The following is a 26487-nucleotide window of genomic DNA, read 5'->3' on the forward strand; positions in this document are numbered from 1 at the left end:
CGCCTTGCCCTTGCCACAATCGATCTGCGACCTAGCGCGAAAACGTGTCTGAGGAGAGCAGATGAAACGATACATCATGGCCGCGGCCTTGGCCGCGCTGCCCGCGCTCGGCTTTGCGCCCGAGATCACCGGTTTTTCAGCCAGCACCGCCAGCGCCGCATCGAGCGGCTGCGCGCTTCCCGCCGAGGTGAATGCCAAGGCGACGCGGATCGCTTCCGGTCTCAATACCTTCCGCGCTTCTCAGGGACTCGGCCGGGTCACCCATGACCGGGACCTGTCCAAGGCTGCGCAGGTTCAGGCCTGCGATCTCGCCCGCACCGGGCAATTCGGGCATCGCGGCAGCGACGGTTCCGACCATCGGGTGCGGCTCGAACGCACCGGTTACTGCGCCGGTGTCAGCGCCGAGAACCTGGCTTGGGGCTATCCCCGCGCGAACCAGATCATCACCGGCTGGCAGGGCTCGCCCGGCCACCGGCAGGTGATGGAACTCGACCGCGCGCGCGAGTTCGGCGTCGGCATCGCGCAAGGCGCGAAGGGCCCGGTCTGGGTGCTGGTGATGGCGCAGCCCTGCTGAGACGGCTCAGCCGGTGATCTCCAGCGGGATGGTCACCGGCCCGTCATTGACCAGCGCCACCTTCATGTCGGCGCCGAAGCGCCCGGTCTCGACCGGCACCCCGAGCGCCGCCAGTTCCTCGGCGAAAGCGGCATAGAGCCGTTCGCCGATCTCCGGCGGCGCGGCCGTGGAAAAGCCGGGCCGGTTGCCGGTACGCGTGTCGGCGGCCAGGGTGAACTGGCTCACCACCAGCGCGCCGCCACCGATGTCGAGCAGCGAGCGGTTCATCCGCCCCGCCTCGTCGCGAAAGATCCGGAGCTTGGCGACCTTGTTGGCCAGCTTGGCGGGCAGGGCGTCGCCGTCGCCCTGCATCGCGCAGACCAGTACCAGCAGCCCCGGACCGCAGCGGCCGATCACCTCGCCATCGACGCTGACGCTGGCTTCCGAGACGCGCTGGACCAGTGCCTTCAAAGCTCGTGTTCCCAGGGCGGGTTGGCGCCGGGGCGGCTGACGGTGACCGCTGCGGCGCGGGCGCCGAGGCTCAGCGCGTCGCGAATCTCGTCCTCGTCGAGCGTCGCGACATCGGCCTTGTTGAGCAGACCGGCGCGGTGCAGGCTCGCCAGCACCCCCGCGTTGAAGGTGTCGCCCGCGCCGACCGTGTCGGCCACCTGCACCTTGGGCGCGGCGGCGCTGACCACATGCTCGGCGGTATAGCCGGTCGCGCCTTTCGAACCCTCTGTGATGCAGACGAGCTTCGGGCCCTTGGCCAGCATCTGGCGCGCGAGGTCGGCGGTATCGCCCGCGCCTTCGAGCCAGTGCAGATCCTCGTCAGAGACCTTCACGATGTCGGCGCGCGCGATCATCCGCTCGATCCGGGCGCGGTAGGCGGCCTCGTCGCGGATGAAGCTCGGACGGATATTCGGATCGAGCATGGTGACGCGGGTGGCGCTTTCGCGCGCCTGCAACGCCTCGTAGGCCGTGGCGCAGGGCTCCACCATCAGCGAGATGCCCCCGAAGAACAACGCCTCGGCGCCGGGCTCGGGCAGATCGTCCTCGGTCAGCATCCGCCCGGCGGTGTTCTCGTCATAGAAGCTGTAGCTGGCATGGCCGTCGGTCAGCTTGACGAAGGCCAGCGTGGTCGGACGGTCGGAGATATGCGCGGGAAAGCTGTCGACCTTCGAGGCTTCGAGCGTCTGGCGCAGGATATCGCCGAACATGTCCGAGGAGATCCCCGAGAAGAAACCGGCGGGCGCGCCGAGGCGGCCGAGCGCGATGGCGGTGTTGAAGACCGCGCCGCCCGCATAGGGGGCGAAGGCGGTCTCGCCCGCCTCGGTGCGGCGGGGCAGCATGTCGATCAGGGCTTCGCCGCAGGCGAGGATCATCGGGTTTCCTTCCGGATCTTGGGGCTTCTCGATCGGCGCGGACAATGCCGCCCGACGCCGGGTCATGCAAGCGCGCTCACTGGTTGAGATAGCCCAAAGCGGCGAGAATCGCCGCCAGGACCAGCGCCGCGAGCACCGCCAGCGCGATCTTCCACTTGGAATAAGGCCGCGCGCCCTGAACCTTGCCGGACCTGGCGTTGACCACGAAGGCGTGGCTCTGGCCGCGGTAGCGGTAGGCGGCGGTCCAGACCGGCAGCAGCACGTGCTTGAAGGTCACGTCCGAGATGCGCGTCTCCAGCGCCTCGATCCGCTGCTGGTCGCCGCCGATGTCGCGTCGCACGTCCGAGCGGATCACCTCATCCATGATCTGGCGCGCCTCCTCATAGGCGGCGTCGAGCTCGACCTGATAACCCTCGGCCATGAAGCCCGCCACGAATTCCGGCCGGTAGGGGGTGAGCGCCGGCAAATCCCATGGTCCGAGCGCGTCGGTATGCGCCTTGGGCAGCGATTTCGAGCCGAGCACGAGGATGTCGTCGAAGAACCGCGCAACCCGGCCGCGCACGCGTCTCCAGCGGATGCGCGGCTCGCTCACCTGCGTGGGCTTGCCGTCGCGCATCACGGTGCGGGTGACGTAGTAGGTGTCGCCGCGCTGGCCGCGATACTCGCTCCGGGTCTGCGCGTCGAAGGTCCAGAACGGCACGTAGATGCCGTTCATCCGCCGCCCCTTGCGCGCGTATGCCTTCAGCCCGTTCGGCGCGAACCACAGGCTGCCAAGCCAAGCCGTCAGCGCCTCGTGGGCGCGCGCCTCGTCGATCTCGAAGGGCAGGAGCGCGCGCGGCTTGATGTGGCGGTGGGTGCCGGTATCTGCGACCACGGCGGTGTCGCAGTAGGGACAGCGGGTGGCATGAGTGCCGGGCGCGAATTCCACCTGTGCGCCGCAATTGGGACAGGAGGCGGTGCGCGTCTCCTCGATTTCCGACACCGGCACGTCGCCGCGCCGGGCGCTTTCGAAGTCGATCTCGCGTGTGGCGTCCGGATCGCGCAGCGGCGCGATCGCCTCGCGGTGGCCGCAATGGGTGCAGGCCAGCTCGGTGGTGCCGGGGGCGAAATGCATGTCGCTGCCGCAGACCGGGCAGGGAAAGCGGTGCTCCTCGATCACGCCGCCGGGCGCGGAGCGGGATAGGTTCGGAAGATCACTCACGCGGGGCGGCTCACGGGTCGGTTCATGGGGCGGGCGGCGGAGGCGGGGGCATCACGGTGAAGAGCTGCGCCAGCTCGTCGACATCCTCGGCGCGCTTCCAGCCATCCTGGCCGGCGGTCCAGACGAAGGTGTCGCGGGTGAAGCCGCCCTCGGTCACCATCCGTCCGAGCCGTGCCTTGGAGAAGGGACCCGAGGTCTGCCCGTCCCTGGCGAGGTGCCACACATGCTCGGCCGGCGGCGGCGGGGGAGGCGGCGGCGCGGCCTGGGGTTGCTGCTGCGGCGCCTGCGCTCCGGGCATCGGCCCCCACGGGCCCTGACCCGCGACCATGCCCATGCCAAAGCCCATGCCCGCGCCCATGGTGCCCGACGGGTTGGCGGCGGCGGTGGTCATCGCCTCGGCCGCGGAATACTGGCCGAACCGGCCGAGATCGCCGACGATGCCCATCGAGGTCCGCTTGTCGAGCGCGCGCTCCACCGCTTCTGGCAGCGAGATGTTCTCGACGTAGAATTCGGGAATCTCGAGCCCGTACTGGGCGATCACCGGGGCGATGGCGTCACGGACGACCTTTCCGAGATCGCCGGTATTGGCCGCCATGTCGAGCACCGGGATGCCCGAACCCGCGAGCACGCGGCTCGCCTCCTGCACCACGATGTTGCGGATCTGGTAGGAGATCTCCGAGGTGGTGAACTCGCCATCCGTGCCGACGATCTCGCGCAGGAACAGGGCCGGGTCCTTGACCCGCATCGCGTAGGAGCCGAAGGCGCGCAGCCGCACCGGCCCGAACTCCGGATCGCGGCACATCACCGGGTTCTTGGTGCCCCATTTCTGGTTGGTGATGCGGGTGGTGTTGACGAAATAGACCTCGGATTTGAACGGCGACCGGAACCCGTGGTCCCAGTGCTGCAGCGAGGTCATGATCGGCATGTTGTTGGTCTCGAGCATGTAGAGACCGGGTTTGAACACGTCGGCGAGCTGGCCCTCATGCACGAAGACCGCGGCCTGCCCCTCGCGCACCGTCAGCTTGGCGCCGTACTTGATCTCGTGGCCCTCGCGCTCGAAACGCCAGACCATCGTGTCGCGGCTGTCATCGGTCCAGTGGATGACGTCGATGAACTGGCCGGCGAGAAAATCGAGAATGCCCATGGGTCGTCTCCCGTGTTGCGCTCAGGCGTTGCCGCCCAGCAGTTCCGCCGCGATCTCGCGCGCGATTGGCGCGGCCTCGACGGCGCTCATGCCAGGCTTGAGCCGCCGGTCGTAGAGCATCTTCAGAAGCAGCTCGTCATGCCGTGTCAGCAGGCCGAACTCCTCGTCGTCGTTGAAGATCGAAGGTCGCGCCTGCGGGCTGTCATTGGCAAGCCCCATGCCCTGCGCGAGCTCCTCGTGGATGCAGGCAAGGCGCAGCATGTCCGGGTGCTCGCCCCGGATCAGCGCCACGGCGCGGCTGTAGGTGTTGCCGCCATCGCCGGAGAAGGCGATGACGAGGCACAGCGTCGAGCGCGGCGGGTTGAGGAATGCCCGCACCGAGCTTTCCGCGATCCCGGGCACCATCCGGCGCAGCCGCTCCTCGTAGCCCCGGCGGTCGTCCTCGTTCAGGATCAGCACCGAGAAATTGCCCTCGCCCGCGGTCTGCGAGATCGGCACGCCGGTGAGCCGAGACAGGCGCGCGGCATAGGCCGCGACGGCGTTGCGGTCGCGCACCCGCTGCTTGGCCGGGACGGTGTCGCCGAACTGCACATCCATGCGGATCGGGCTTTCCCAGCGCCGCAAACGGCTCATCGTCGCCTCGGCGCGAAGGTCAGGGCCGTCGGCCACGTATTCGTCGAACAGCGCGATGCGGATGAAGTTGCGCGCCAGCATCGTGTCGGTGAAGGGCGTATCGGGTCCGCCGCCATCGCCGCGGAGCAACCCTTGGGTGACCAGATCGGCCTGCAGCTTGGCATAGTGCTGGCTCAGCGCCTGGCTGGTGGTCGAGCGGACCGGGTCGGGGGTGTTGGCCGGACGCGCAGGCGGCGGCGCGGCGACGGTGGGCGCGCTGACGGCAGGCAGCTTGGCCACCGGCTGGTTGCGCGGCGGCGTCACCGGCACGAGTTCGACCTCGGGCGCACAACTCGCCACGAATGCAAGGGCCATGACCCCGTAGACCAGCCTGACCGACCGCACGACCATTCCTCGTCCTACCCGCGCGCGCCCGCGCCCGTCGCGGCCCGGCCCCGCGCGGCACCCAGAGCCGATTTCAGCTCGCTTTCCATCCGTCGCAGCTCGGCCTCGGCCTCGGCGCGGCGGCGCTTGCCCTCATCGGCGATGTTCAGGCTCTCGTCGATTGTGGCGATCAGGTCGGCATTGGCCGCCTTCACCGCCTCGATGTCGAACACGCCGCGCTCCATCTCGGTGCGGATCGCCTTGTTGGCCGATCGCAGGTTCTCGGCGTTCGAGCGCAACAGGTCGTTGGTCAGGTCGTTGGCCTCGCGCACCGCGCCAGCCGCCGACGCGCCGCGCTGGATCGTCACCGCCTGCGCGAGCTGCGTCTCCCATAGCGGCACGGTGTTGACGAGGGTCGAGTTGATCTTGGTGACGAGCGACTTGTCGTTCTCCTGCACCAGCCGGATCGAGGGCAGCGACTGCATCGTTACCTGCCGGGTGAGCTTCAGATCATGCACACGGCGCTCCAGATCGTCGCGCGCGGCGCGCATGTCGCGCAGTTCCTGCGCCGCCATCACCTGCGCCTCTTCGGAGGCGGCTTCCATCCGGGCCTGCTGCGCCGGGATCTCCTTGGCGTCGATCTCCTTCAATCGTGCCTCGCCGGCGGCGATGTAAAGCGCCAGCTCGTCGTAGAAGGCCAGCGTCTTGTCGTAGAGCACGTCGAGGCTCTCGATGTCCTTCATCAGCGCGTGCTCGTGGCGCAGCAACTCGTCGGTGATCCGGTCGATCTGGCCCTGCACCTCGCGGTAGCGCTCGGTGAACTTGGCCAGCGGCTTGGCGCGGCCCATCAGCTTGTCCCAGAGCGAGCGCTTGCGGTTCGGGTCGAGCTCGCCCACGTCGAAACCACGGATCGTGGCGACGATGTCGCGCAGGCTGTCGCCCGCCGGACCCACATCCTTGTTCTGCACCCCGGCCAGCATCGACTGGCTGATCTGCTGCAGTTCGGCCTGCGCGCCGGAGCCGAAGCGCACGATGGAATTGGTGTCGCCCAGATCGATCTCGGTCATCCGGCGGCGGATTTCGGCGCTCTGTTCCGGCGCCGCCGCTTCCAGCGTCAGCTCGCCGCTCGGTTCGGGCAGGCGGCTCTGGTTCAGCGTTTCGATCTCGGCCAGGCGGGCTGCCGCCGCGTCGCGGGTCTTGTCGGACATCACTCGTTCCCCTCTTCAGACTTCGCCACAACGCCTTCGCGCGCCAGCCGGTCCCGCAATACCCGGATCTCGATATCCATGTCGGTCCGGTCCGAGAGCAGCATCGTCTCGGTCCGGGCCGCGAAGTTGCGATCGAGATCCGTCAGGAGCGATTCATACTCGGCCCGGGCGGCGCTGTCGCGGTTGCGGGACCAAAGTTCCGCAAATTTCACCGAAGCATCGCGCGCGCCCATCAGATAGACGCCAAGATAGCGCCGTGCCTGCGTCAGGTCGCGCGGATCGCGCTCCACGGTGCGGATCATCTCCCGCGCCCTGGCCTGAAAGGCGGCGACGCGCTCGTCGAGACGGCGGTCGCGCAGTCCTGCGATCGCCTCGCGCATCTGCGCGAGGTAGCTCTCGGCCTCGTCCACCACCTTCGCCACGCGGTCCTGCTGGTGATCGTCGACGCCCTCGATGCGCTTGTCGGACAGGGGGTCGATGCCGAAGGCCGCGACATGCAGCCCCGCGGCGGCGATGCCGTAAAGCGCCGCGCCGATCACCCCGCCATCGCCGGACCAGGCCGCCAGCGCCACGCCGACGCCGGTCAGCGCGGAGGCCATCATCTTGCGCGGCCAGGCGGGGCGGCGGGCAACCGGACGGGCGCGCCACTCCGCCTCGGCGCGCAACCCGTCGCGCAGCAGGAACGCGGCCGCGGTGAGCACGCCCGCGCCGAGAAGCCCCGCGACCAGCCCGGCCGGCCCGGCGCCAAGCGAAAACAGCGCCAGAAGGGCCGGGGGCACGAAGAGCAGGTTCACCCGTGCGCCCGCCGGATCGACGCGCGCGGCATCGCGCGGATCGGGGGCGGCGGGGCTGCCCTGCTGTCCGGGGCTGTAGCGCCCGCCGAAGCGCCGCGCCATCAGCCGGCCCCCAAAAGGCCGGTGGCGGTGCCGGCCATCAGGGCCAGCAGCACGAGATAGGCGATGGTACGGAACGGCGCGGGCATGGCGTCCTCCTGTGTGGCTGGCAACGCCGCGCGGCGCTGCGACATGCCGCGCAGCGCCGCGAGGAATTGCGCCCCGGCAAAGACCAGCGCGGAGGCGACAAGGAGCAACAGAATCAATCGCGTCATGGCCGGGCGGTCCCTTGGCTAGGCACTTTTGATAATAGGGGGTGCCGCGCGGCTTTTCGAGGGGCGCTCAGCGTTTGGGAGACTTGGCGCCCCTGTTGCCTCCCGGTCCCCCGCGCGTCGGACGGTCGGTTTTCGGCCCGGACCGATCGCCCTTCGGGCTGGGCCGCTGGCTGCCGGGGCCGGGCCGGTCGCCGCCGCCCGGGGTTTTCGCCCCGAACACGCGGCCGGTGCCGCCGGGCCGCTTGGCCGCGTCGGGCGTGGTCCCCTTGGCCGAGCCGGACCGCTTGGCCTCGCTCGCCTGCTTGCGCGCGCCGCCGGGCCCCTTGGGGCCGCCGCCGCCGCGCAGGCCGGGCTTGGCGCCGTTGCTGCCATCGGGGCGGCGGCGCTGCACCTTGGGGCCATCGCTTTCGCCGAGTTGTTCGCGCAGTACCTTGGGACGGATTTCCTCGACCTCGCCGGGCTCGAGATTGCCGATCTGGAACGGGCCGTAGCTGATCCGGATCAGCCGGTTCACCGTCACGTCCAGCGCCGCCATGGCGCGACGGATCTCGCGGTTCTTGCCCTCGCGCAGCCCGATCGTCAGCCAGGCGTTGGCGCCCTGCTGGCGGTCAAAGGTCACCTGCATCGGCTGGTAGTCCACGCCCTCGACCGAGATGCCCTTGCGCAGCCGGTCGAGCTTTTCCTCGCTGACCGAACCGTTGATCCGCACCCGGTAGCGGCGCAGCCAGCCGGTCGAGGGCAGCTCCAGTTGCCGCTTCAGCTCGCCGTCATTGGTGAGCAGCAACAGACCTTCGGAATTGAGGTCGAGCCGGCCCACGCTCATCACGCGCGGCATGTCTTCGGGCAGGTCGTCGAAGACGGTCCTGCGGCCCTTCTCGTCCGAGGCGCTGGTCACCAGCCCGGCGGGCTTGTGATAGAGCCAGAGCCGCGCCGGTTCGGGCGCGGCCAGAGGCGCGCCGTCGACGGTGATGCGGTCCTTCGCGGTGACGTTCAGCGCCGGGCTGAAGATCCGCTCGCCGTTCACCTTGACGCGGCCGTCCTCGATCATGCGCTCCGCCTCGCGCCGCGAGGCGACGCCTGCGCGGGAGAGAACCTTGGCGATCCGGTCGCCCTCGGGGGTGTCGTTCTTGTCCATCTTCCCGCCATACCCGCTTGCGCGGTCCCTTGCCAGCGCCGCGCGCGCCGGGGCATCAGGGCGCATGAGGTTTCACTCGCACATGGATCTGGCGCTGGTCGAGGCGCGCGCCGCCGCCACGCGCGGCGAGGTGCCCGTGGGGGCCGTGGTGACGGATGCCTCGGGCGCGGTGATCGCACGCGCCGGCAACCGGACCCGCGAGCTGTGCGACCCCACGGCCCATGCCGAAATGCTGGCGATCCGCGCCGCCTGCGCGGCGCTGGGCTCCGAGCGGCTCACGGGCTGCGCCCTCTGGGTAACGCTCGAGCCGTGCCCGATGTGCGCCGCGGCCATCTCCTTCGCCCGCCTCGCGCGACTGCATTACGGCGCGGCGGATCCCAAGTCGGGCGGGGTCGCGCAAGGGGCGCGGGTGTTCGCGCATCCGCAATGCCACCACCGGCCCGAAATCTTCGATGGCATCGCGGAGGCCGAGGCCGAGGCGTTGCTGACCCGGTTCTTCGCGGGGCTTCGCAAGGGATGAGCCGAATACGCGGTGGCGATGTCGCGCCGTGCGCATTTGCGGAGAGATGAACCTGAGGGGCGGGGCGGAAGAATTGATCGGTCACGGGTGGGGCGGGTTCTGGACTTGGCGGCGGCCCGGCCCGATATTGTGGCCATGAGTCTGCCTCCCGGTTTCCTCGACGAATTGCGCACGCGTCTCAGCCTCGGCCAGGTGGTCGGGCGCAAGGTCGCGTGGGACATGAAGAAGTCGAACCAGGGCAAGGGCGACTTCTGGGCGCCATGCCCGTTCCATCAGGAAAAATCGGCGAGCTTCCACGTCGATGACCGCAAGGGCTTCTACTACTGCTTCGGCTGCCACGCGAAGGGCGACGCGATCTCCTTCGTGCGCGAGACCGAGAATGTCGACTTCATCGACGCGGTGAAGATCCTCGCCGCCGAGGCGGGCATGCCGATGCCCGAGCGCGACCCGCAGGCGCAGAAGAAGGCGGATCGCCGCTCCGAGCTTGTCGAGGTGATGGAGCAGGCGGTGCAGTGGTTCCGCATGCAGCTCAAGACCAACGCCGCGAGCGCGGCGCGCGACTACCTCGCCGGGCGCGGCCTTGACCCGGAGGCGCAGGCGCGTTGGGAGCTGGGCTTCGCCCCCGATGACCGTGCCGCGCTGACCCGGGCGCTCAAGGGCAAGGGCATCGCCGAGGAGATGATCGTCGCGGCCGGTCTTGCGGCGAAACCCGAAGGCGGTGGCGCGCTCTACGACCGGTTCCGGGGCCGCATCATCTTTCCGATCCGCGACGGGCGCGGCCGCGCCATCGCGCTGGGCGGGCGGGCGATGGACCCGAATGCGCGCGCGAAATACCTCAATTCGCCCGAGACCGAGCTCTTCGACAAGGGCCGCAATCTCTACAACCTTGCGCCCGCGCGCGAGGCCGCCGGCAAGGGCGCGCCGCTCGTGGTGGCCGAGGGCTACATGGACGTGATCGCCCTGTCCGAGGCCGGGTTGACGGCGGCGGTGGCGCCGCTGGGCACCGCCGTCACCGAAAGCCAGCTGCAGCTGATGTGGCGCGTCCATCCCGAGCCGGTGATCGCGCTTGACGGCGACGCGGCCGGTTTGCGCGCGGCACGGCGGGTCATCGATCTGGCGCTGCCGCTGATCGGCGCGGGGCACGGCCTGCGATTCGCGCTGATGCCGGAGGGGCTCGACCCCGACGACCTGATCCGCGCCAAGGGCGCGGGCGCGATGCGCGAGATCGTGTCGAACGCGCAGCCGATGGTGCAGCTGCTGTGGCGACGCGAGACCGAGGGGCATGATTTCGACAGCCCCGAACGGCGCGCCGCTCTCGACAAGCGGCTGCGCGACGCGGTGGCGTTGATCCGCGATCCCGACCTGCGCGGCCATTACGAGCAGGAACTGAAGCGGCTGAAATGGGAGCTGTTCAACCCGCGCCGCCAGAACGGTCCGACCCGGATCGACCGCGGCGGCAAGGGCAGCTTCTTCAAGCCGGGCCAGCTGCCGCTGGCGCCCAGCCCCTCGGCGCGCGCCTCGATGCTCGCGACCGGCGGCGCGGTCGAGGACCACCTGCGCGAAGCGGTGATCCTCGCGACGCTGATCGCGACGCCGCAGGTGCTGCACGAGTTCGAACCGGCGCTGGAGCGGATGGACTGCCGCGATCCCGACCACGCGGCGCTGGTGCATTGCATACTCGCCTGCCACCACGAGACCGATCTGCGAGGCGCGCTTGAGGCGCGGCTCGGCGCGGAGGCTCTTGAAACCCTGTTCGCACAACGCCATGTGGCGATCAGCCCGGCGGTCCGGAAGCCTGGCGACCCCGAACTCGCGCGCATGTGCCTGGCCGAGGAACTGGCCAAGCTCGATGCGAGGCGCGGCCATGCGAGGGAGCTCGCGGAGGCGGTCGAGGATCTGTCCGGGCTCAGCGACGAAGGGCTGACCTGGCGATTGTCGCGCGCCGCCGAGGCGCTCGACCGCGCCGGACGGGGCGATGGGGAGGATACGACCGAATACGAGTACGGCACCAACGGCGCCCCGATGCGGCGCGACGAGCGGTCCGAATTCGACGCGCTTCTGGGGACCATCGCCTTCGGCAAGGCGGGGCCCAAGGGCAGCTGAATCGCAGCCCGTCGCATCCGATTCGGCGACGGAGGTTGCGCATACATCAAAGAATCGGGCGCAGGGTGGTTGCGAATCGCGACCCTTGAGGGTTGATTCGGACAGTCCGAATCACTGCCCGGCGCTGGACAGGACGTTCACCGAACGAGGAGCCCTTCATGGCCGCGAAAGACACCGACGACCGCAAGGACGATGACCAGGACGGGGCGATGACGCTCGACATGAGCCAGGCGGCGGTCAAGAAGATGATCTCCGAGGCGCGCGAGCGCGGCTACATCACCTACGACCAGCTCAATCAGGTGCTGCCGCCGGATCAGGTTTCCTCGGACCAGATCGAGGACGTCATGTCGATGCTCTCGGAGATGGGCATCCAGGTGACCGAGGCCGAGGAAAGCGAAGAGTCCGAGGATGGCGGCTCGCGCGAGATCGCCACGGTGGGCGGCAATCGCGACGTGGCGCTGGCCGGGGCCGAGGCCGAGAAGCTCGACCGCACCGACGATCCGGTCCGCATGTATCTGCGCGAGATGGGCTCGGTCGAACTGCTGTCGCGCGAGGGCGAGATCGCCATCGCCAAGCGCATCGAGGCCGGTCGCAACACCATGATCGCGGGGCTTTGCGAAAGCCCGCTGACCTTTCAGGCGATCACGATCTGGCGCGACGAGCTTCTGTCCGAGGACATCCTGCTGCGCGACGTGATCGATCTCGAGACCACCTTCTCGGGCCAGATGGGCGAGGAAGAGGGCGACGAGCCCGTGGTCGAGGCCGCCACCGCGACCGGCGGCGAGAAGGCCGAGCGCGGCGGCGACAAGGCCGAATACGACGCAGACGGCAATCCGATCCGCAACAATGACGACGATGACGAGGACGACGAGCAGCACAACATGTCGCTCGCCGCGATGGAGGCCGCGCTGAAGCCGCGCGTGCTCGAGACGCTCGATACCATCGCCGAGAATTTCGACCGCCTCTCTGCGATGCAGGACGCGCGGATGTCCGCGACGCTGAACGAGGATGCGAGCTTCTCCAAGGCCAACGAGGCCGAGTACCAGACGCTGCGCTCCGAGTTGGTCGTGCTGGTGAACTCGCTGCATCTGCACAACAACCGGATCGAAGCGCTGATCGACCAGCTTTACGGCATCAACCGCCGGATCATGTCGATTGACTCGAGCATGGTGAAGCTGGCGGACCAGGCCCGCATCAACCGCCGCGAGTTCATCGACGAGTATCGCGGCGCCGAGCTCGACCCGTCCTGGATGGACCGCATGGCCGAGAAGCCAGGCCGCGGCTGGCAGGCGCTGTTCGAGCGCTCGGCCGGCAAGATCGAGGAACTGCGCGCCGAGATGGCGCAGGTCGGCCAGTATGTCGGCGTCGACATCGGCGAGTTCCGCCGCATCGTCCAGCAGGTCCAGAAGGGCGAGAAGGAGGCCCGGCAGGCCAAGAAGGAGATGGTCGAGGCCAACCTGCGTCTCGTGATCTCGATCGCCAAGAAATACACGAACCGGGGCCTGCAGTTCCTCGACTTGATTCAGGAAGGCAACATCGGCCTGATGAAGGCGGTCGACAAGTTCGAGTATCGCCGCGGCTACAAGTTCTCGACCTACGCGACCTGGTGGATCCGTCAGGCGATCACCCGCTCGATCGCCGATCAGGCGCGCACCATCCGGATCCCGGTGCACATGATCGAGACGATCAACAAGCTGGTCCGCACCGGCCGCCAGATGCTGCACGAGATCGGCCGCGAGCCGACGCCGGAGGAGCTGGCCGAGAAGCTGCAGATGCCGCTCGAGAAGGTTCGCAAGGTGATGAAGATCGCCAAGGAACCGATCTCGCTCGAGACGCCGATCGGCGACGAGGAAGACAGCCAGCTCGGCGATTTCATCGAGGACAAGAACGCGATCCTGCCGCTGGATTCCGCCATTCAGGAGAACCTGAAGGAAACCACGACGCGGGTTCTGGCCTCGCTCACCCCGCGCGAGGAGCGGGTTCTGCGGATGCGCTTCGGCATCGGCATGAACACCGATCACACGCTCGAAGAGGTCGGCCAGCAGTTCAGCGTCACCCGCGAACGTATTCGCCAGATCGAGGCAAAGGCGCTCCGGAAGCTCAAGCATCCGAGCCGGTCGCGCAAGCTGCGCAGCTTCCTCGATCAATAAGTTCGTTCGGTTGGGACCAGAACGGCGGCGGGACATCCCGCCGCCGTTTTTCGTACCTGCAACGCCGGGTTGACGGATCGGGGTCGAACCGTGAACATCGCCGCAGTTCCAGCAAGGATGCCTTCATGCCCTCCGATCCCCTCAGCCTCGTTGCCTTGGCCACTACCCTTATTCTGCTGATTGCCCTTGCGGCGACCATCACCGCCCTGAGAGGCGCGCGGTCCACGCTTGCGGGGCTGCGCGGAGAGATGGAGGCGGGGCGGCGCGACGCCGACGAGATCCGTGGTCAGGCCGAGGGGCAGCGCACCCGGCTCGAGGAGCGCGAGCGCGAGCTGGCAGCGCTCAAGGACGAGCTGAGGGCAGCGCGGCGCGCCCAGTTCGAGACCGAGGCCGCGCATGGCGAGACCCGCGCCGCCAAGGCGGCGCTGGAGGAAGCCAAGCGGGGGCTGGAGCAGGCGCGCGACGACCTGAAAGGGCAGCTCTCGGGTCTCACCGCCGAGATGCGCGAGCTGCAGGAGCGCCACGCGCAGCTGCAGTCCGACCATGCGACGCTGCAGGCCCGGCGCGCTGGCGAGATCGAGGCCGCAGAGACGCGCATCAAGGAACTCAAGGAACTGCGCGAGGAGATGTCGCGCCGCTTCGAGGAGCTGGCGACGAAAACCCTGCGCCAGACCGGGGAAGATTTCTCCAAGGCCAACACCCGGACGCTCACCGAACTGCTGACCCCGTTCCGCGACCACGTCTCGCGCTTCGAGTCCGAGCTGCGGCAGGTCCATGGCAAGGCCGATGAGGAACGCGCGCGGCTCGGCAAGCAGATCGAGATGCTGACCACCCAGTCCGAGACGATCCGTTCCGAGGCCGCGGCCCTGACCCGCGCGCTCAAGGGCGACAAGCAAAAGCAGGGCGCCTGGGGCGAGATGATCCTCGAACGCATCCTCGAAAGCTCGGGGCTGGAGCGCGACACCCATTACCTCGTGCAGGAAAGCCGCACCGACGAGCAGGGCGCGCGCTGGCGTCCCGACGTGGTGGTGAAGATGCCGCGTGGCAAGAGCCTCGTGATCGACAGCAAGGTGAGCCTCGTGGCCTACGAGGCCGCCGTCAACGCCGAGACCGAGGAGGAGCGGGCCCGGCACCTGCGTGAACACGTGGCCTCCGTGCGCCGCCACATCGATCAGCTCGCCGCCAAGGGCTATCACGCGATGGAGGAGGGGTCGGTCGACTACGTGCTGATGTTCATGCCGATCGAGGGGGCGCTCTCGGCGGCCCTGGCCGAGAGCGGTGACCTGACCGCCTATGCAGTGTCCAAGGGGGTGGGGGTGATGACCCCCTCGACGCTGATGGTGACGCTGCGCACCGTCGATCACATCTGGACCGTAGAGAGGCGCGAGAGCAATGCCGAGGCGATCGCCGACCGGGCGGGCAAGCTCTACGACAAGGTGGCGAACTTCGTCGGCAACATGCAGCAGGTGGGCCGTGCCCTCGAACAGGCCAGCAAGGCGCATGGCGATGCGATGGGGCAGCTTTCGACCGGCAATGGCAACGTTCTGCGACAGATCGAAATGCTGAAATCCATGGGCGCGCGCACCCAGAAGAGCCTCGGTGTCGCATTCGATGAGGCCGATGAGGATGATCCGGCGCCACGCGCCATCGGCGTGCAGGAGCCCGCCGAGTAGCCTCTCGAAGAGCGAGTGTTGCCGCTCGGACACTGGCCTCCAAGGTCATGTGAACTAGTTCGAAACCTTCTCCATGTTCCGGTGTTGGTCAGGCAGGATCGAGACGGGAGACACCGCCATGAACAAGCTGATCGCCATCGCCTTTGCCGCCGTCATCACCATGCCGCTGATGGGCGTCGCCCCGATCCTGTCCTCGGCCGCGGGCTTTGCCGACGTGACCGAGCCAGCCGCGCGCTATGACCTCGACGGCCCGATCGAAATCCCCGTCACCGCCGCCGAGCTCGCGGATTGCCGGGCGACGCTCGAGCAGGTCTTCGTCGGCGCCGAAGGCGGTGCCGCAGGCAGCCCCTCGGTGCGCTGCGTCGTCACCGGCTGAGCCTTGAACACGAGCTTCGTCATCGAGACCCGAGGTCCCGGGCTGACCGAGTTCACCCGGCAGGTGGCCGAATGGATCGCGCAGGAGGCGCCAGACGAGGCGCTCCTGACGCTTTTCGTGCGGCACACCTCGTGTTCACTACTGATTCAGGAGAATGCCGATCCAGAGGTACGGACGGATCTGGCCGCCTTCTTTCATCGTCTCGTGCCGCCTTCGGACGATCCGTCGATGGGTTATCTCACCCATACCTATGAGGGGCCTGACGACATGCCGGGCCATATCAAGGCGGCGCTCCTGCCCACGAGTTTGCAGATCCCGGTGATCGGCGGGCGCATGGCGCTCGGGACTTGGCAGGGGATCTACCTGTTCGAGCATCGCTCACGCCCGCATCATCGCGAGGTCGTGGCACTGCTGCGCTGAAGCGGCTCGCGTCATATGGTGGGTCCGCCGCGACCCCTACCCAATCCTTGGGCGCCCCCCTATACTGGCTGTGGACCACGGGCACAGGCCCCCAAGAGACGATGAGGATCCCGGATGCGCTGCCCGTTTTGCGGAAATGTCGACACGCAGGTCAAGGATTCCCGCCCGGCCGAGGATCACGCCGCGATCCGCCGTCGGCGGTTCTGTCCCTCCTGCGGTGGTCGCTTTACCACCTATGAGCGGGTGCAGCTGCGCGACCTCGTGGTGATCAAGTCGAATGGCCGCCGCGAGGAGTTCGACCGCGACAAGCTCGAGCGCTCGATCCGCATCGCGCTTCAAAAGCGCCCGGTGGAGCCCGAGCGCATGGACCAGATGATCTCGGGCATCGTGCGACGGCTCGAAAGCCTCGGCGACACCGACATTCCGTCTTCCAAGATCGGTGAGATCGTCATGGAGTCGCTCGCGCGGATCGACACCGTGGCCTATGTGCGTTTTGCCAGCGTCTACATGAACTTCCAGGCCGTGGGCGATTTCGACAAGTTCATGTCCGAGCTTCGCCCCAACCCGGCAGAGAAGTGAGCCGCGCACTCGACCGTCGCTTCATGGCGCTGGCGCTGTCGTTGGGACGGCGCGGGCTGGGCCGGGTCTGGCCCAACCCCAATGTCGGCTGCGTGATCGTCCGCGACGGCCGCATCCTCGGGCGCGGCCGCACCGCGGATGGTGGTCGGCCCCATGCCGAAACGCAGGCGCTGGCGCAGGCCGGCGCGGCGGCGCGTGGGGCCACGGCCTATGTCACGCTGGAGCCCTGCGCCCATCACGGCCAAACGCCGCCCTGCGCCGATGCGCTGGTCGCCGCCGGGCTGGCGCGGGTGGTCGTCGCCGCGCAGGACCCTGATCCGCGCGTCGCGGGGCGCGGCATCGAACGGCTGCGGGCGGCGGGGATCGCGGTCGAGACCGGGTTGATGGAGGACGAGGCGCGCCGTGATCTGGCCGGGTTCCTGAGCCGGGTCGAGCGCGGCCGCCCCTTCGTGACGCTGAAGCTCGCCTCTAGCCTCGACGGGCGCATCGCCACCGGTGCCGGCGAAAGCCGCTGGATCACCGGGCCCGAGGCCCGGGCCCGGGTCCACATGATGCGCGCGCGGCACGACGCGGTGATGGTCGGTGGCGGCACCGCTCGGACCGACGATCCGATGCTCAACGTGCGCGGTCTCGGTATCGATCGGCAGCCGGTGCGGGTGGTGCTGTCGCGGCGGCTGGATCTGCCCATGGACGGGGCGCTGGCGCGCAGCGCGCGCGAGGTGCCGCTCTGGCTCTGCCACGGCCCCGAGGCCGATGCGGCGCCGTGGAGAGCGCTGGGGGCCGAAAGCCTGAGCTGCCCCATCTCGGCGAGGCAGCTCGATCCCGCCGCCGTGCTGCAGGCGCTGGGGGCTGCGGGGCTGACGCGGGTGTTCTGCGAAGGCGGTGCCGGCCTCGCCGCATCTCTTCTCGGGGCAGGGCTGGTGGACGAGTTGGTGCTGTTCACCGCCGGCTGCGCGATCGGAGCCGAAGGCACGCCGGCCCTTTCTGCCATGGGGATCGGCGCTCTGGCCGAGGCGCCGCGGCTGCGGCTCGCAGGCCTGGACCGCGTGGGCGGCGACGTGATGAGCGTCTGGCGGGCGAGCGGCGGCTGATACGACAACAGCCGCCCTGAAGGGCGGCTGCGACGCATGGGTTCGAATGACGATCAGTTGCCGTCGGACTCATCCGCTTCGTCATCGTCGATTTCGTTCTCTTCGAGATTGCCGAACTCGTCATTCGAGCCGTCGCCCTCGTCTTCCTCGACATCGCCCATGGGCTGCTCGGTCTCGCCGAACTCGTCTTCTTCGATCACGTCCTCGTCGTCGTCATTGTCGCGATCATTACCGACCCGGCCCCGTTCGAGGATATCGTCGACATCGGATGGCACCTCGTCGGTATCTTCCGAGCCGACACGGGCCTCGTTGCGGGCCTCGATCTCCTGCGGCGTCAGCTGGCCGTCGCCATCGAGGTCGTAGCGCAGCAGCGTCAGCCCAACCTCGCCGAAGGCGTCGGTGAGCTCCGTTTTGCTGAGATAGCCATCCCCGTCGACGTCGACCATTCCGAAGGTCGCCTCCTGCGCCTGCACGCCGGTCGCGGCGAGGCCGCCCGCAAGGGCGATGGCGGTAAGGCTCTTGGTCGTGAAGGTCATGCGATGTCCTTTCCGTCTGTCGTTCGGCGGCCCATTACGGGGCCGGGCCGGCGGTGTGGCCGGCGCTTCGCGGGGGCAACGGCGCGCCGCATCGCATGTTCCATGGAGCCGGGGCCGTTCGGTGGCATCCCGCCGAACGGCTCAGCGGCGCCAGAGCGGCGCGGCCGTGGCAAAGAGACCTTGCAGCTTCGCGAGAGCCCGCAGCCCGGGACGGCGCGGAGCAAGGCCAGCGGCCAGCCGTTCCAGCGCGAGCTCCGGCGGGCAGGGCCGGCCGCTCAACGGATCGAAGTAGCGCGGCCAGCCGATCAGCGCCGCATGGGCGAGCGCCGTGATGTCGGGCCGCGCCACGCGGCGGGGACAGGGCGGGCCGAGGTCGCGGGTCAGCCCCCAGCCCGCGTAGAACGGCGTGCCGAGGCAGGTCACCTTCACGCCACGCAGCAGCGCCTCGAAGCCGGTGCCCGAGGTGATCGTCCAGACCTCGTCCGCCACGGTGAGCGCGGCAAGAATGTCGGTGCCCGCCAGCACCACATCGGCAAGTCGCTCCGCATCCGGTACGGCGCCGGGCCGCAATCCGGCCTCGACGTCTGGATGCGGCTTGTAGAGGATCACGGCGTCGGGATGCGCGGCTCGGACGGCTTCGAGCAGGGCGCGATTGGTTCGGACCCGCGCCGCGCCGAGACGAATCGCCGCGTCGTCCTCGACCTGCCCCGGCACCAGGATGCGGTGGCCGGGCGGCAGCTCGGGCAGCGCCACTCCGGCGAGGTTGTATTTCGACAGACCGGCAGCGATCAGACGCTCCACCAGCCGCGACGCGCGGCGCCGCGCATGATCCGGCAGGGTTGGAGAGGCGGCGATCAGCCTCTCCAGCCGGCTTTCCCGCCTCGGGTCGTAATGCAGGCCGAGATCATCGAGCGCGAGGCTCGCCGGTGGCACCAGCGCCGCGCCAAGGCCTTTCGAGCGTAGCAAGCCGTCCTCGACGCGCATCGCGCCTTCCGGCGCCTCGCGGTCGCCCCAGACCATCAGCCGGCGGTCGCTGTGCTCGGCCTGCCGGGTCGCACGGGATGGGGGATCGGCGAAGATCACCGGCCGGACGGTGCCGAAGCCCGCCTGCAGGTGCCGCCGCTTCCACAACCGCATGCCCGCAGCCACCCATCCGGCCCGGTCTTCGCGCCAGGCGCGGGTGTCGGCCTCGATGGCGTCCAGCGCCTCCTCGAAGCTGCAGGCCCGGTCGCGGAGCGGGTCGTGCCAATGCGGATAGAGGATCATCGCGGCGGCAAAGAGCTGGGCGCGGGTCAGCCGCCTCTGCCGGCGCCAGACCGGGTCGCGATCCTCGCTGAGCGCCCAACCAGCATAGAAGGGCTGACCATGCACCACCGGGCGATGCCCGGCGAGGATCGCCTCGAAGCCCATCTGCGAGGAAAAGACATGCACCGCGATCGCACCGTCGAGCAGCCGCCATGGCGAGACCGGTGCATCGCAGAACGACATGCCGGGGCCGAGATCGTCTGGCCGGAAATGCCCGGCCCGGAAGTCCTGCTGGGTCTCGGGATGGGTCTTGATGACGATCCGGGCACCGGGATGCGCCTCGCGCGCCTCGAACAGCATCTCGAGAAACCGGTTGCGGTCGCCGCGGCTGGCGCGCACCGCGGCATCCCCCGCTGTCTGATCGATCACCAGCACGTATCCCGGTGCGGGCACCGGGGCTTCGGGGTCGAAGCCCGTGTATTTCGACAGTTCGGCCTCGCGCAGCCGGGCGATGCCGTCGCGGGCCCGGTCGAGCAGCGCCGTGTCGTCGAGCGGGTGGGTGGCGAGCAGGCTTTCGAGGTCAGAGACCGTGGCCGGATCGAAATGCGTGCCGCCGTGATCGATCAGCAGCCCCAGCGGCGGGCCCCCGGCGCGGCCCGGTCGGACCGAACGCAAGAAGGCGTCCTCGATCCGTACGAGCTGCGCACCGCGCCGTTGGGCCAGGGCTTCGCCGCGCCATGCGGTCGGGCTCTGGCCCCAGACGCCGACGAGGTCCCCGGCATTCGGCAGGCCTGGCCGCGGCGCGTAGCCGGCGGCGCGCAGGCGCCGGCGCATCGGCCGCCGCAGCAGCCCGCCATTGCAGACGAAGAGCGGGCGCGGTCCCGGCGCGCCGCTCAAGGTCAGTTCACGGCGCTGACGGCTTCGCGGGACGAGGTCAGCGTGCCGGTCAGCCCGCCGATCACCCGGCCGAACTCGACGATCGGCGCCTCGGTGACATAGACCGTGTCGTCGTCGCGGATCGCGAAGTCGCGGGCCATGAACATGCCGTTGGGCTTGGTCAGGTCGAGCACGTAGACCACGCGCTGCGTGCCGACGAGATCGGGAATGCCGGTGATCTGGCTGGCGATCACCGCCGGCTCGTTGCGGAACACGAAGACGCCGGTGGGATCGGCCAGCGTCGGGTTGAGGCCGCCGACCCGGGCAATCGCCTCGATCGCCGAGATGTTGCGGCTCTCGAAGGGCACGAGATCCTGCGTGCCGGTGGCGCCCAGCGCCGTGAAATCGCGGGTGTCGGCTTCGACGAGGATCCGGTCGCCGGCGCGCAGCGCGATGTCGGCGCGCGGGTGCTCGTAAAGGTCCTGGAACCAGACCTCGCCGGTCGTGGAGCCGCGCGTCACCGTGACCTGCGCCACTTCGGGACGCACCGTGACGCCGCCCGCCGAGGCCAGCATCGCCGAGAGCGTGCGGGTCGGGCGTTCGATCGGGTAGACGCCCTGCGCGCCGACATCGCCCACCACCGAGACGGTCGAGCCGTCACCGGCGAGGCGGCGCACCTGCACCTGCGGATCGGGCGTCTGCGCCTCGAGCTTTTCGCTGATGATCCGGCGGATCGCCTCGGGCGTGTTGCCCGCCGCGCGGATCCTGCCGGCATAGGGCACGAAGATGAAGCCCGAGCCGTCGACCTGCACCTCTTCGAGGACGGTGGCGTTCTGGCCCGTCGGCACCAGAAGCCCGTCATCGACGTTTTCCCAGATCGTCAGCCCGAGCACGTCGCCGGGTTGGATCGTGTCGGAGCCCAGCAGCCCGGCACTTTCGAAGGCGGCGGCAAAGCCCAGCGCCGGGGTGACGCCGGCGATCCGGTTCACCCGGTCGTCCACCGCGACCACGAAGGCGTCGCCCTCGCGCAGCACCGAGCCCGCGAAGATCTCGCGCTTGTTGGGGCCGGAGCGCGGGGTGAGCCCGCAGCCGGCGACGAGGGCGAGCGCGGCCGCAAGGGCCGCGCCGCGTGCGAGGCGGTGGGTAAGGGGTGTCACTGCGCGGTCTCCTCGACCTGTTCCTGTCTGCCTGCGGCCCCTCGCCGGGACCGGTCTGCCTGCGACCCGTTGTGGCCCGGGCCTGCCATTGTAATTGTTGGGCAGAATCTGCCCGTTGCGGGCAAGGCTAGCGCGCGACACGGGCCATGACCAGTTGTTGCGCATCAGCAGCCGGGAGCATCCGGGGGCGGTGTGGCCTGCGAGACGCGCCAGAGGGTCAGGGCAAGGCGCGCAGCGGCTGACGCGGTGCGGCGCGGCCCGCGCGCAGCGCGTCATAGGGGTCCTCGGCAGCGAGCATCATGTCGGCCACCTGCCGCAACAGTCGCCTGCGCCCGCCCGAGGAGTAGAAGCCGCCCGAGACCTGGCTCGTCTCCAGCAGGAAGCGCCGGTAGTCCCGATAGGCGCGTCGATCCGGGCGTACCGGCTGCGCGAAGAACTCGGCCAGCGGCTGGGTCGAGGCGAGGTCGGGCTTGGAGTAGACCGCGCGACCGAAGGCCTTGAGCGGGATGCCACGCCACAGCACCTGCTGCGCGGCCGTGGAGTTGACCGTGACGGCGGTGCGCGCGGCGTCCAGAAGCCGCGCCAGCTTGCCGCCGCGCAGGTAGTGAACCCTCCCGTCGACACCGTGGACACGGGCGAGATCGCGGATGATCCGCCGGAGCGGGGCTTGACCGTTCTCGAGCGGATGCGCCTTGAAGACGAGATGGTGATGACGCGGCGCGCCCTTGGCAAAGCCCTCGATCACCAGTTCGAGGAACTCGGACATCCGGGTGAAGGGCGAATGCGCGCGAAAGCTGGCATCGTGTTCGAGCTGCAGCAGCGCGAGGTGATAGGGGTAGCCGCCATGGCGAATCCGCGCCGTCGCGAGGATCCGGTCGAGCGCGAGGAAGGGCATCAGCAGCAGCCGCGTCGTGTAGAGCCGCGCCTCGGTCGCGAGCGGCAACTCGCGATGCGCGCGAAATCCCGCATAGGCGTGATTCCGAAACAGCACGAACCAGTGGTAGAGCGCGCCATAGAACACGTGCTGGCGCATGTCGCCCCAATGGGCAGGCGCCTCCGTGATCTCGGGGTCCGAGCGCTCCAGCGCCGCCCGCATCTCGTCTATGCCGATCTCCATCAGCCGCGAATGGCCGTTGGTGCCGCCCCGCTCGTAGGTGACCCACCAAGGGCGCAGATAGCCCTCCTCGAAGACGTGCACGGTCAGCCCGCGCGCCCGTGCCGCCGCGACGGCGGCGGCATGGACCGGCCGCGTGTCGCCATACAGCACGATGTCGGTGATGCCGTGCTTATCGACCAGCGCCTCGAAGGCGTCGGGCCAGTCATCGGCATTGCCGCGATAGGGGATGTAGCTGGCCCGGTCGTGCCAGAAGGCCGCGTCGCCGGCGTTGAAGCCGACACGCCAGGTCGTGGCGCCGGCCGCGCGCAGCATCCGGGCAAGCCTATGGAAGAAGGGGCCGTGCGGGCCCTGCAGGAACAAGAAGCGTCTCTTGGCGGGATCGGTCATGTTGCGGACCATGTTGACGTACGATCCCTTTCGTTTCGCATCGGCTCCGGGCCGTTTTATGGCGTCGGGATGACGTGTGAAAGTGCCCACCCTTGTGCGCATCCCGCAGCGGTTCTAGGTCTTGGGACGCAAGACAGGAGCGCGCCCATGTTCACAGGCATCATCACCGACGTCGGAGAGGTTCTCGACGTGGTGCAGGAGGGCGACCTGCGCGCCCGCATCGCCACGTCCTATGATCCCGAGACCATCGATATCGGCGCCTCGATCGCTTGCGACGGCGTCTGTCTCACCGTCGTCGCGCTGGGCCGCGAACCGCGCAACTGGTTCGACGTGCAAATCTCGGCCGAGACGGTCGGCCTGACCAATATCGGCCGCAACGGTTGGCATGTGGGCAAGCGGATCAACCTCGAGCGCGCGCTCAAGGTCGGCGACGAATTGGGCGGGCATATCGTGTCGGGCCATGTCGACGGCGTGGCCGAGGTGGTGTCGACCCGCGACGAGGGCGACAGCCTGAGGGTGCGTTTCCGTGCACCCGAGGCACTGGCCAAGTTCATCGCCCCCAAGGGCTCGGTCGCGCTCAACGGCACCTCGCTCACCGTCAACGAGGTCGACGGCACGGAGTTCGGCGTCAACCTGATCCCGCATACCCGCGAGGTGACGAATTGGGGCGAGATCGCCCAAGGCCAGTTCATCAATCTCGAAATCGACACCATGGCGCGCTACGTGGCGCGGCTGCGCGACTGGGACGCATGAGCCTCGGTCACAATGGCGGCCCGTCGCTGGTGCCGGGCGCGGGCTGGCGCCGCCACGCCTGGGCCCGGGCCCGCCGCGAATTGCTGCCTACACTTCCGGTCGAGGTCGTGAGGTTGCGGGTGAAACGCGCCGCGGCGCTCGGTCTCGACTATCGCAGCTATGCCTCGGTGCGGGCGGCGACTGGCCATGACCTGATCGGCTTCCTGTTTTCGTCGAATGCGCTGCGGCTGCTGCGGCCGGGGGATGCCATGCCGCAGGAACGGCGCGCCAGGCTGGCCAGCCTGGCGGCGCGCCGGGTCGCGGCGGTACATCCACCACTCGATCCGGCGCGCGTGCGCGTTTCGGCTCCGATCGACGTCGCCGGGCGTGCGCCGGGGCTTTCAGAGGGCTGGCGTGCCACCGGCGACCGATTGCGCGACATGCTCGACGGGCCTGCCGATCGGTTCCTCGTGATAGGTGACACCGCGCTCGAACGCGACTGGGCCGAAGCGGCGCGGGCGGCGGGCTTCATGAAAGCCGAAAGGTACTTCGGGGGCTGAAGGTTCTCTGCGTGGCCAAGGGCGTGTCCTGCGTATTTAAGGAACAAAGTTGCCGAATGCGCTTGGCTACTTTGTTCCCGAAATACGCAAATCCCGCCCCGTCCGACCGGTGCCGCCCTCAGCAATTTGGCAGGTTCACGGCCAGTCCCCCTTGCGAGGTTTCCTTGTACTTGTCGCTCATGTCGCGCCCCGTCTGGCGCATCGTCTCGATTGCGACATCGAGCGGCACCAGATGCGCGCCATCGCCCCTGAGCGCGAGGCTCGCCGCCGCCACCGCCTTGACCGCGCCCATGCCGTTGCGCTCGATGCAGGGCACCTGAACGAGGCCGGCCACGGGATCGCAGGTCATGCCCAGATGATGTTCGAGCGCGATCTCGGCGGCGTTCTCGACCTGCGCGGGCGTGCCGCCCAGCACCGCGGCCAGCCCTGCTGCGGCCATCGCGGCGGCCGAGCCCACCTCGGCCTGACAGCCGCATTCGGCGCCCGAGATCGAGGCGTTCTCCTTGATCAGCCCGCCGATGGCGGCGGCGGTAAGCAGGAATTCCGGCACCTGCTCACGACTGGCGCCCGGCACGTGGTCGAGCCAGTAGCGCATCACCGCCGGTACTACCCCCGCGGCACCGTTGGTGGGCGCGGTCACCACCTGCCCGCCGGCGGCATTCTCCTCGTTCACGGCCATCGCGTAGGCCGAGATCCAGTCGGTCACGAGATGCGGCGCGGCCATGTTGCCGCCGCGTTCGGCGCGCAGCGAGGCGTGGATCGCCGCCGCGCGGCGGCGCACGCCGAGACCACCGGGAAGCGTGCCCTCGGCCTCGAGCCCGCGGTCGATGCAATCGGACATGACGCGCCAGATCCTGCGGATGTCGCCATCGAGATCGGTACGGGGACGCCGCACGCGCTCGTTGGCCCGTTTCATCGCCGCGATCGACATGCCGCTCTCCGCCGCCATGCGCAGCATTTCCTTGGCGCTGGCAAAGGGGTAGGGCACGGCCGGGCCGTGATCGGGGGCGGGGCCGGCCGCCAGCTCCTCGGCGGTACGCACGAAGCCACCGCCGATCGAGTAGTAGGTCTGCTCGACCACCACGTCGCCTTGGGCGTCGTGGCCCCGGAGCACCAGCCCGTTGGCATGAGCCGGCAGCGGCGGGCCGTAATCGAAGACCAGATCGCTCCCCGGGTCGAAGCGCAGCGGTGCCAGCCCCCCGGGATGCAGCGTCCTCTCCGCCCGGAGCCGGGCCAGTTCAGCCTCCGCCGCCTCGGCGTCATATCCCGCCACGGTGATCCCGGCGAGGCCCAGCATCACCGCCCGGTCGGTGGCATGCCCCGCCCCGGTGAAGGCGAGCGAGCCGTGCAGCCGGGCCGACACGCCCGCCACCTTGAAGGGTTGCGCGCGCAGATGGTCGAGAAACCGCTCGGCCGCGACCATCGGGCCGATGGTATGCGATGATGACGGGCCGATGCCGATCTTGAAGATGTCGAAGACGGAGAGAAACATCAGGTTGCGTGTCCTTCGGGTGGGCGTGGCGGTCGCGGATCGGTGAAGGGGCGGGCGCCCAGACCCTCGACCCGGATCGCCGCCGCGACCGAGGCGCGGGCCTCGAAGCGCTCCAGCGCCGCTCGCAGGGCAGGCCAGCGCCTCAGTTCGAACCAGCCGGTGCCGCTTTCGGGGTAGAGGGCGCACCAGCGCAGCATGGGCGCGAGGTAGCAGTCCAGCGCCGAGGGCTGTGCCGCCCCGAGCCAGCCACCGAGCGCCGGCGCCGCGGCCTCGAGCCTGTCGAGCATGCCCAGCGTGCGCTGCGCCGTGCGCTCGTGCAGCGCGAAGACCATCTCCGGGGCGATATGCTCGCCACCATAGAACAGCATCCTGAGCGCAGGGTGCAGCGTGTTCGACAGCCAGAACAGCCAGGCCAGCGCCATTCCTCGCTCGGGCGCGTCGGGGGCAGGCATCAGCGCCACGCGCTCGCGATGCCGGTCCGACAGCCACAGCAGGATCGCCGCGGTCTCGAAGATCGGCCCTTCCTCCGTCTCTAGCACCGGGATCATGCCATGAGGATTGAGCGCGAGATAGGCGGGTGCGCGCTGGCCCTGCGCGCGCCGGTCCACCAGCGCGGTGCGATAATCGAGGCCCAGTTCCTCGAGCGCGAGACGCACGCAGAGCGAGGCATTGTCGGGCGCGTAATGCAGTCGCAGTGTCATGGGCTCATCCTCCGAGGTGCGGGTTGGGGCCGCTGCTCCTGATGC

26 protein-coding genes are annotated in these 26487 nt (G+C 69.1%); 11 read left to right on the forward strand and 15 right to left on the reverse strand.

Annotation, left to right across the window (positions count from 1 at the left end; genetic code table 11):
* Positions 1 to 61: 61 nt before the first annotated feature.
* Positions 62 to 574, forward strand: a complete 513-nt coding sequence (locus O4G76_RS05910; protein ID WP_269396450.1) for a CAP domain-containing protein — start codon at positions 62 to 64, stop codon at positions 572 to 574.
* A 6-nt stretch (positions 575 to 580) separates the two neighbouring features.
* Here the strand turns inward: O4G76_RS05910 and dtd are convergent, their stop codons facing one another.
* The 9 genes from dtd to O4G76_RS05955 all read right to left on the reverse strand — a co-directional run bounded on the left by dtd (position 581) and on the right by O4G76_RS05955 (position 8727).
* Entirely contained in the window at positions 581 to 1024 is a 444-nt protein-coding gene (gene dtd, locus O4G76_RS05915; RefSeq protein ID WP_269396451.1) for a D-aminoacyl-tRNA deacylase, read from the reverse strand.
* Positions 1021 to 1935 (reverse strand): carbohydrate kinase, encoded by a 915-nt coding sequence (locus O4G76_RS05920; RefSeq protein ID WP_269396452.1) that lies wholly within the window; start codon positions 1933 to 1935, stop codon positions 1021 to 1023. Before O4G76_RS05920 ends, dtd begins: the two co-directional genes overlap by 4 nt.
* A 76-nt stretch (positions 1936 to 2011) precedes the next feature.
* On the reverse strand, positions 2012 to 3049 hold the full coding sequence (locus O4G76_RS05925) for a primosomal protein N' (replication factor Y) - superfamily II helicase (protein ID WP_269396601.1): 1038 nt from the start codon (positions 3047 to 3049) through the stop codon (positions 2012 to 2014).
* Positions 3050 to 3158: 109 nt separating this feature from the next.
* The gene (locus O4G76_RS05930) at positions 3159 to 4280 is read right to left on the reverse strand and encodes an SPFH domain-containing protein (protein ID WP_269396453.1); all 1122 of its coding nucleotides are present in this window, start codon (positions 4278 to 4280) and stop codon (positions 3159 to 3161) included.
* A 21-nt stretch (positions 4281 to 4301) separates the two neighbouring features.
* Complete coding sequence (locus tag O4G76_RS05935; RefSeq protein WP_269396454.1) at positions 4302 to 5267, reverse strand: DUF2927 domain-containing protein; 966 nt, start codon at positions 5265 to 5267, stop codon at positions 4302 to 4304.
* A 44-nt stretch (positions 5268 to 5311) separates the two neighbouring features.
* Positions 5312 to 6484: a toxic anion resistance protein gene (locus tag O4G76_RS05940; protein ID WP_269396455.1), complete on the reverse strand. Its 1173-nt coding sequence runs from the start codon at positions 6482 to 6484 to the stop codon at positions 5312 to 5314.
* The gene (locus O4G76_RS05945; protein WP_269396456.1) at positions 6484 to 7380 is read right to left on the reverse strand and encodes a 5-bromo-4-chloroindolyl phosphate hydrolysis family protein; all 897 of its coding nucleotides are present in this window, start codon (positions 7378 to 7380) and stop codon (positions 6484 to 6486) included. Before O4G76_RS05945 ends, O4G76_RS05940 begins: the two co-directional genes overlap by 1 nt.
* Positions 7380 to 7592: a hypothetical protein gene (locus O4G76_RS05950; RefSeq protein WP_269396457.1), complete on the reverse strand. Its 213-nt coding sequence runs from the start codon at positions 7590 to 7592 to the stop codon at positions 7380 to 7382. The genes O4G76_RS05945 and O4G76_RS05950 overlap by 1 nt, the downstream gene beginning before the upstream one ends.
* A 67-nt stretch (positions 7593 to 7659) precedes the next feature.
* Entirely contained in the window at positions 7660 to 8727 is a 1068-nt protein-coding gene (locus O4G76_RS05955; RefSeq protein WP_269396458.1) for a pseudouridine synthase, read from the reverse strand.
* A gap of 64 nt (positions 8728 to 8791) precedes the next feature.
* Here O4G76_RS05955 and O4G76_RS05960 point away from each other — a divergent pair, with 64 nt between their 5' ends.
* From O4G76_RS05960 to ribD, 8 genes are all read left to right on the forward strand, one after another.
* Positions 8792 to 9247, forward strand: coding sequence for a nucleoside deaminase (locus tag O4G76_RS05960; RefSeq protein WP_269396459.1), 456 nt, complete (start codon positions 8792 to 8794; stop codon positions 9245 to 9247).
* Positions 9248 to 9382: 135 nt separating this feature from the next.
* Positions 9383 to 11350, forward strand: coding sequence for a DNA primase (gene dnaG / locus O4G76_RS05965; protein ID WP_269396460.1), 1968 nt, complete (start codon positions 9383 to 9385; stop codon positions 11348 to 11350).
* Positions 11351 to 11508: 158 nt separating this feature from the next.
* Entirely contained in the window at positions 11509 to 13500 is a 1992-nt protein-coding gene (gene rpoD, locus O4G76_RS05970; RefSeq protein ID WP_269396461.1) for an RNA polymerase sigma factor RpoD, read from the forward strand.
* Between the two features lie 125 nt (positions 13501 to 13625).
* Positions 13626 to 15173 (forward strand): DNA recombination protein RmuC, encoded by a 1548-nt coding sequence (gene rmuC, locus O4G76_RS05975; RefSeq protein ID WP_269396462.1) that lies wholly within the window; start codon positions 13626 to 13628, stop codon positions 15171 to 15173.
* A 118-nt stretch (positions 15174 to 15291) separates the two neighbouring features.
* A complete protein-coding gene (locus O4G76_RS05980; RefSeq protein WP_269396463.1) occupies positions 15292 to 15549 on the forward strand; it encodes a hypothetical protein in 258 nt (85 codons plus the stop codon).
* Between the two features lie 3 nt (positions 15550 to 15552).
* Complete coding sequence (locus O4G76_RS05985) at positions 15553 to 15969, forward strand: secondary thiamine-phosphate synthase enzyme YjbQ (RefSeq protein WP_269396464.1); 417 nt, start codon at positions 15553 to 15555, stop codon at positions 15967 to 15969.
* Positions 15970 to 16083: 114 nt separating this feature from the next.
* The gene (gene nrdR / locus O4G76_RS05990; protein WP_085894473.1) at positions 16084 to 16548 is read left to right on the forward strand and encodes a transcriptional regulator NrdR; all 465 of its coding nucleotides are present in this window, start codon (positions 16084 to 16086) and stop codon (positions 16546 to 16548) included.
* 23 nt (positions 16549 to 16571) lie between these two features.
* Positions 16572 to 17639, forward strand: coding sequence for a bifunctional diaminohydroxyphosphoribosylaminopyrimidine deaminase/5-amino-6-(5-phosphoribosylamino)uracil reductase RibD (gene ribD, locus O4G76_RS05995; protein WP_306467219.1), 1068 nt, complete (start codon positions 16572 to 16574; stop codon positions 17637 to 17639).
* A gap of 53 nt (positions 17640 to 17692) precedes the next feature.
* Here the strand turns inward: ribD and O4G76_RS06000 are convergent, their stop codons facing one another.
* The 4 genes from O4G76_RS06000 to O4G76_RS06015 all read right to left on the reverse strand — a co-directional run bounded on the left by O4G76_RS06000 (position 17693) and on the right by O4G76_RS06015 (position 22957).
* Positions 17693 to 18175, reverse strand: a complete 483-nt coding sequence (locus tag O4G76_RS06000; protein ID WP_269396466.1) for a hypothetical protein — start codon at positions 18173 to 18175, stop codon at positions 17693 to 17695.
* Between the two features lie 141 nt (positions 18176 to 18316).
* Entirely contained in the window at positions 18317 to 20317 is a 2001-nt protein-coding gene (locus O4G76_RS06005) for a capsular polysaccharide biosynthesis protein (RefSeq protein ID WP_373568010.1), read from the reverse strand.
* Between the two features lie 2 nt (positions 20318 to 20319).
* Complete coding sequence (locus O4G76_RS06010) at positions 20320 to 21453, reverse strand: polysaccharide biosynthesis/export family protein (RefSeq protein ID WP_269396467.1); 1134 nt, start codon at positions 21451 to 21453, stop codon at positions 20320 to 20322.
* Positions 21454 to 21670: 217 nt separating this feature from the next.
* The gene (locus O4G76_RS06015; RefSeq protein WP_269396468.1) at positions 21671 to 22957 is read right to left on the reverse strand and encodes a capsule biosynthesis protein; all 1287 of its coding nucleotides are present in this window, start codon (positions 22955 to 22957) and stop codon (positions 21671 to 21673) included.
* 147 nt (positions 22958 to 23104) lie between these two features.
* Between O4G76_RS06015 and O4G76_RS06020 the strand changes: the two genes are divergently transcribed.
* Together O4G76_RS06020 and O4G76_RS06025 are read left to right on the forward strand one after the other, a co-directional pair.
* Entirely contained in the window at positions 23105 to 23710 is a 606-nt protein-coding gene (locus tag O4G76_RS06020; RefSeq protein ID WP_269396469.1) for a riboflavin synthase, read from the forward strand.
* Positions 23707 to 24249, forward strand: coding sequence for a hypothetical protein (locus O4G76_RS06025; protein ID WP_269396470.1), 543 nt, complete (start codon positions 23707 to 23709; stop codon positions 24247 to 24249). Before O4G76_RS06020 ends, O4G76_RS06025 begins: the two co-directional genes overlap by 4 nt.
* 118 nt (positions 24250 to 24367) lie before the next feature.
* Here the strand turns inward: O4G76_RS06025 and O4G76_RS06030 are convergent, their stop codons facing one another.
* Positions 24368 to 25741 carry an L-serine ammonia-lyase gene (locus O4G76_RS06030; RefSeq protein WP_269396471.1) on the reverse strand — a complete coding sequence of 458 codons (1374 nt, stop codon included), beginning with the start codon at positions 25739 to 25741 and terminating at the stop codon, positions 24368 to 24370.
* Positions 25741 to 26442: a glutathione S-transferase family protein gene (locus tag O4G76_RS06035; RefSeq protein ID WP_269396472.1), complete on the reverse strand. Its 702-nt coding sequence runs from the start codon at positions 26440 to 26442 to the stop codon at positions 25741 to 25743. The genes O4G76_RS06030 and O4G76_RS06035 overlap by 1 nt, the downstream gene beginning before the upstream one ends.
* Positions 26443 to 26487 lie beyond the last annotated feature (45 nt).

It is taken from the genome of Limimaricola sp. G21655-S1 (assembly GCF_027213785.1).
GTDB lineage: Bacteria > Pseudomonadota > Alphaproteobacteria > Rhodobacterales > Rhodobacteraceae > Limimaricola.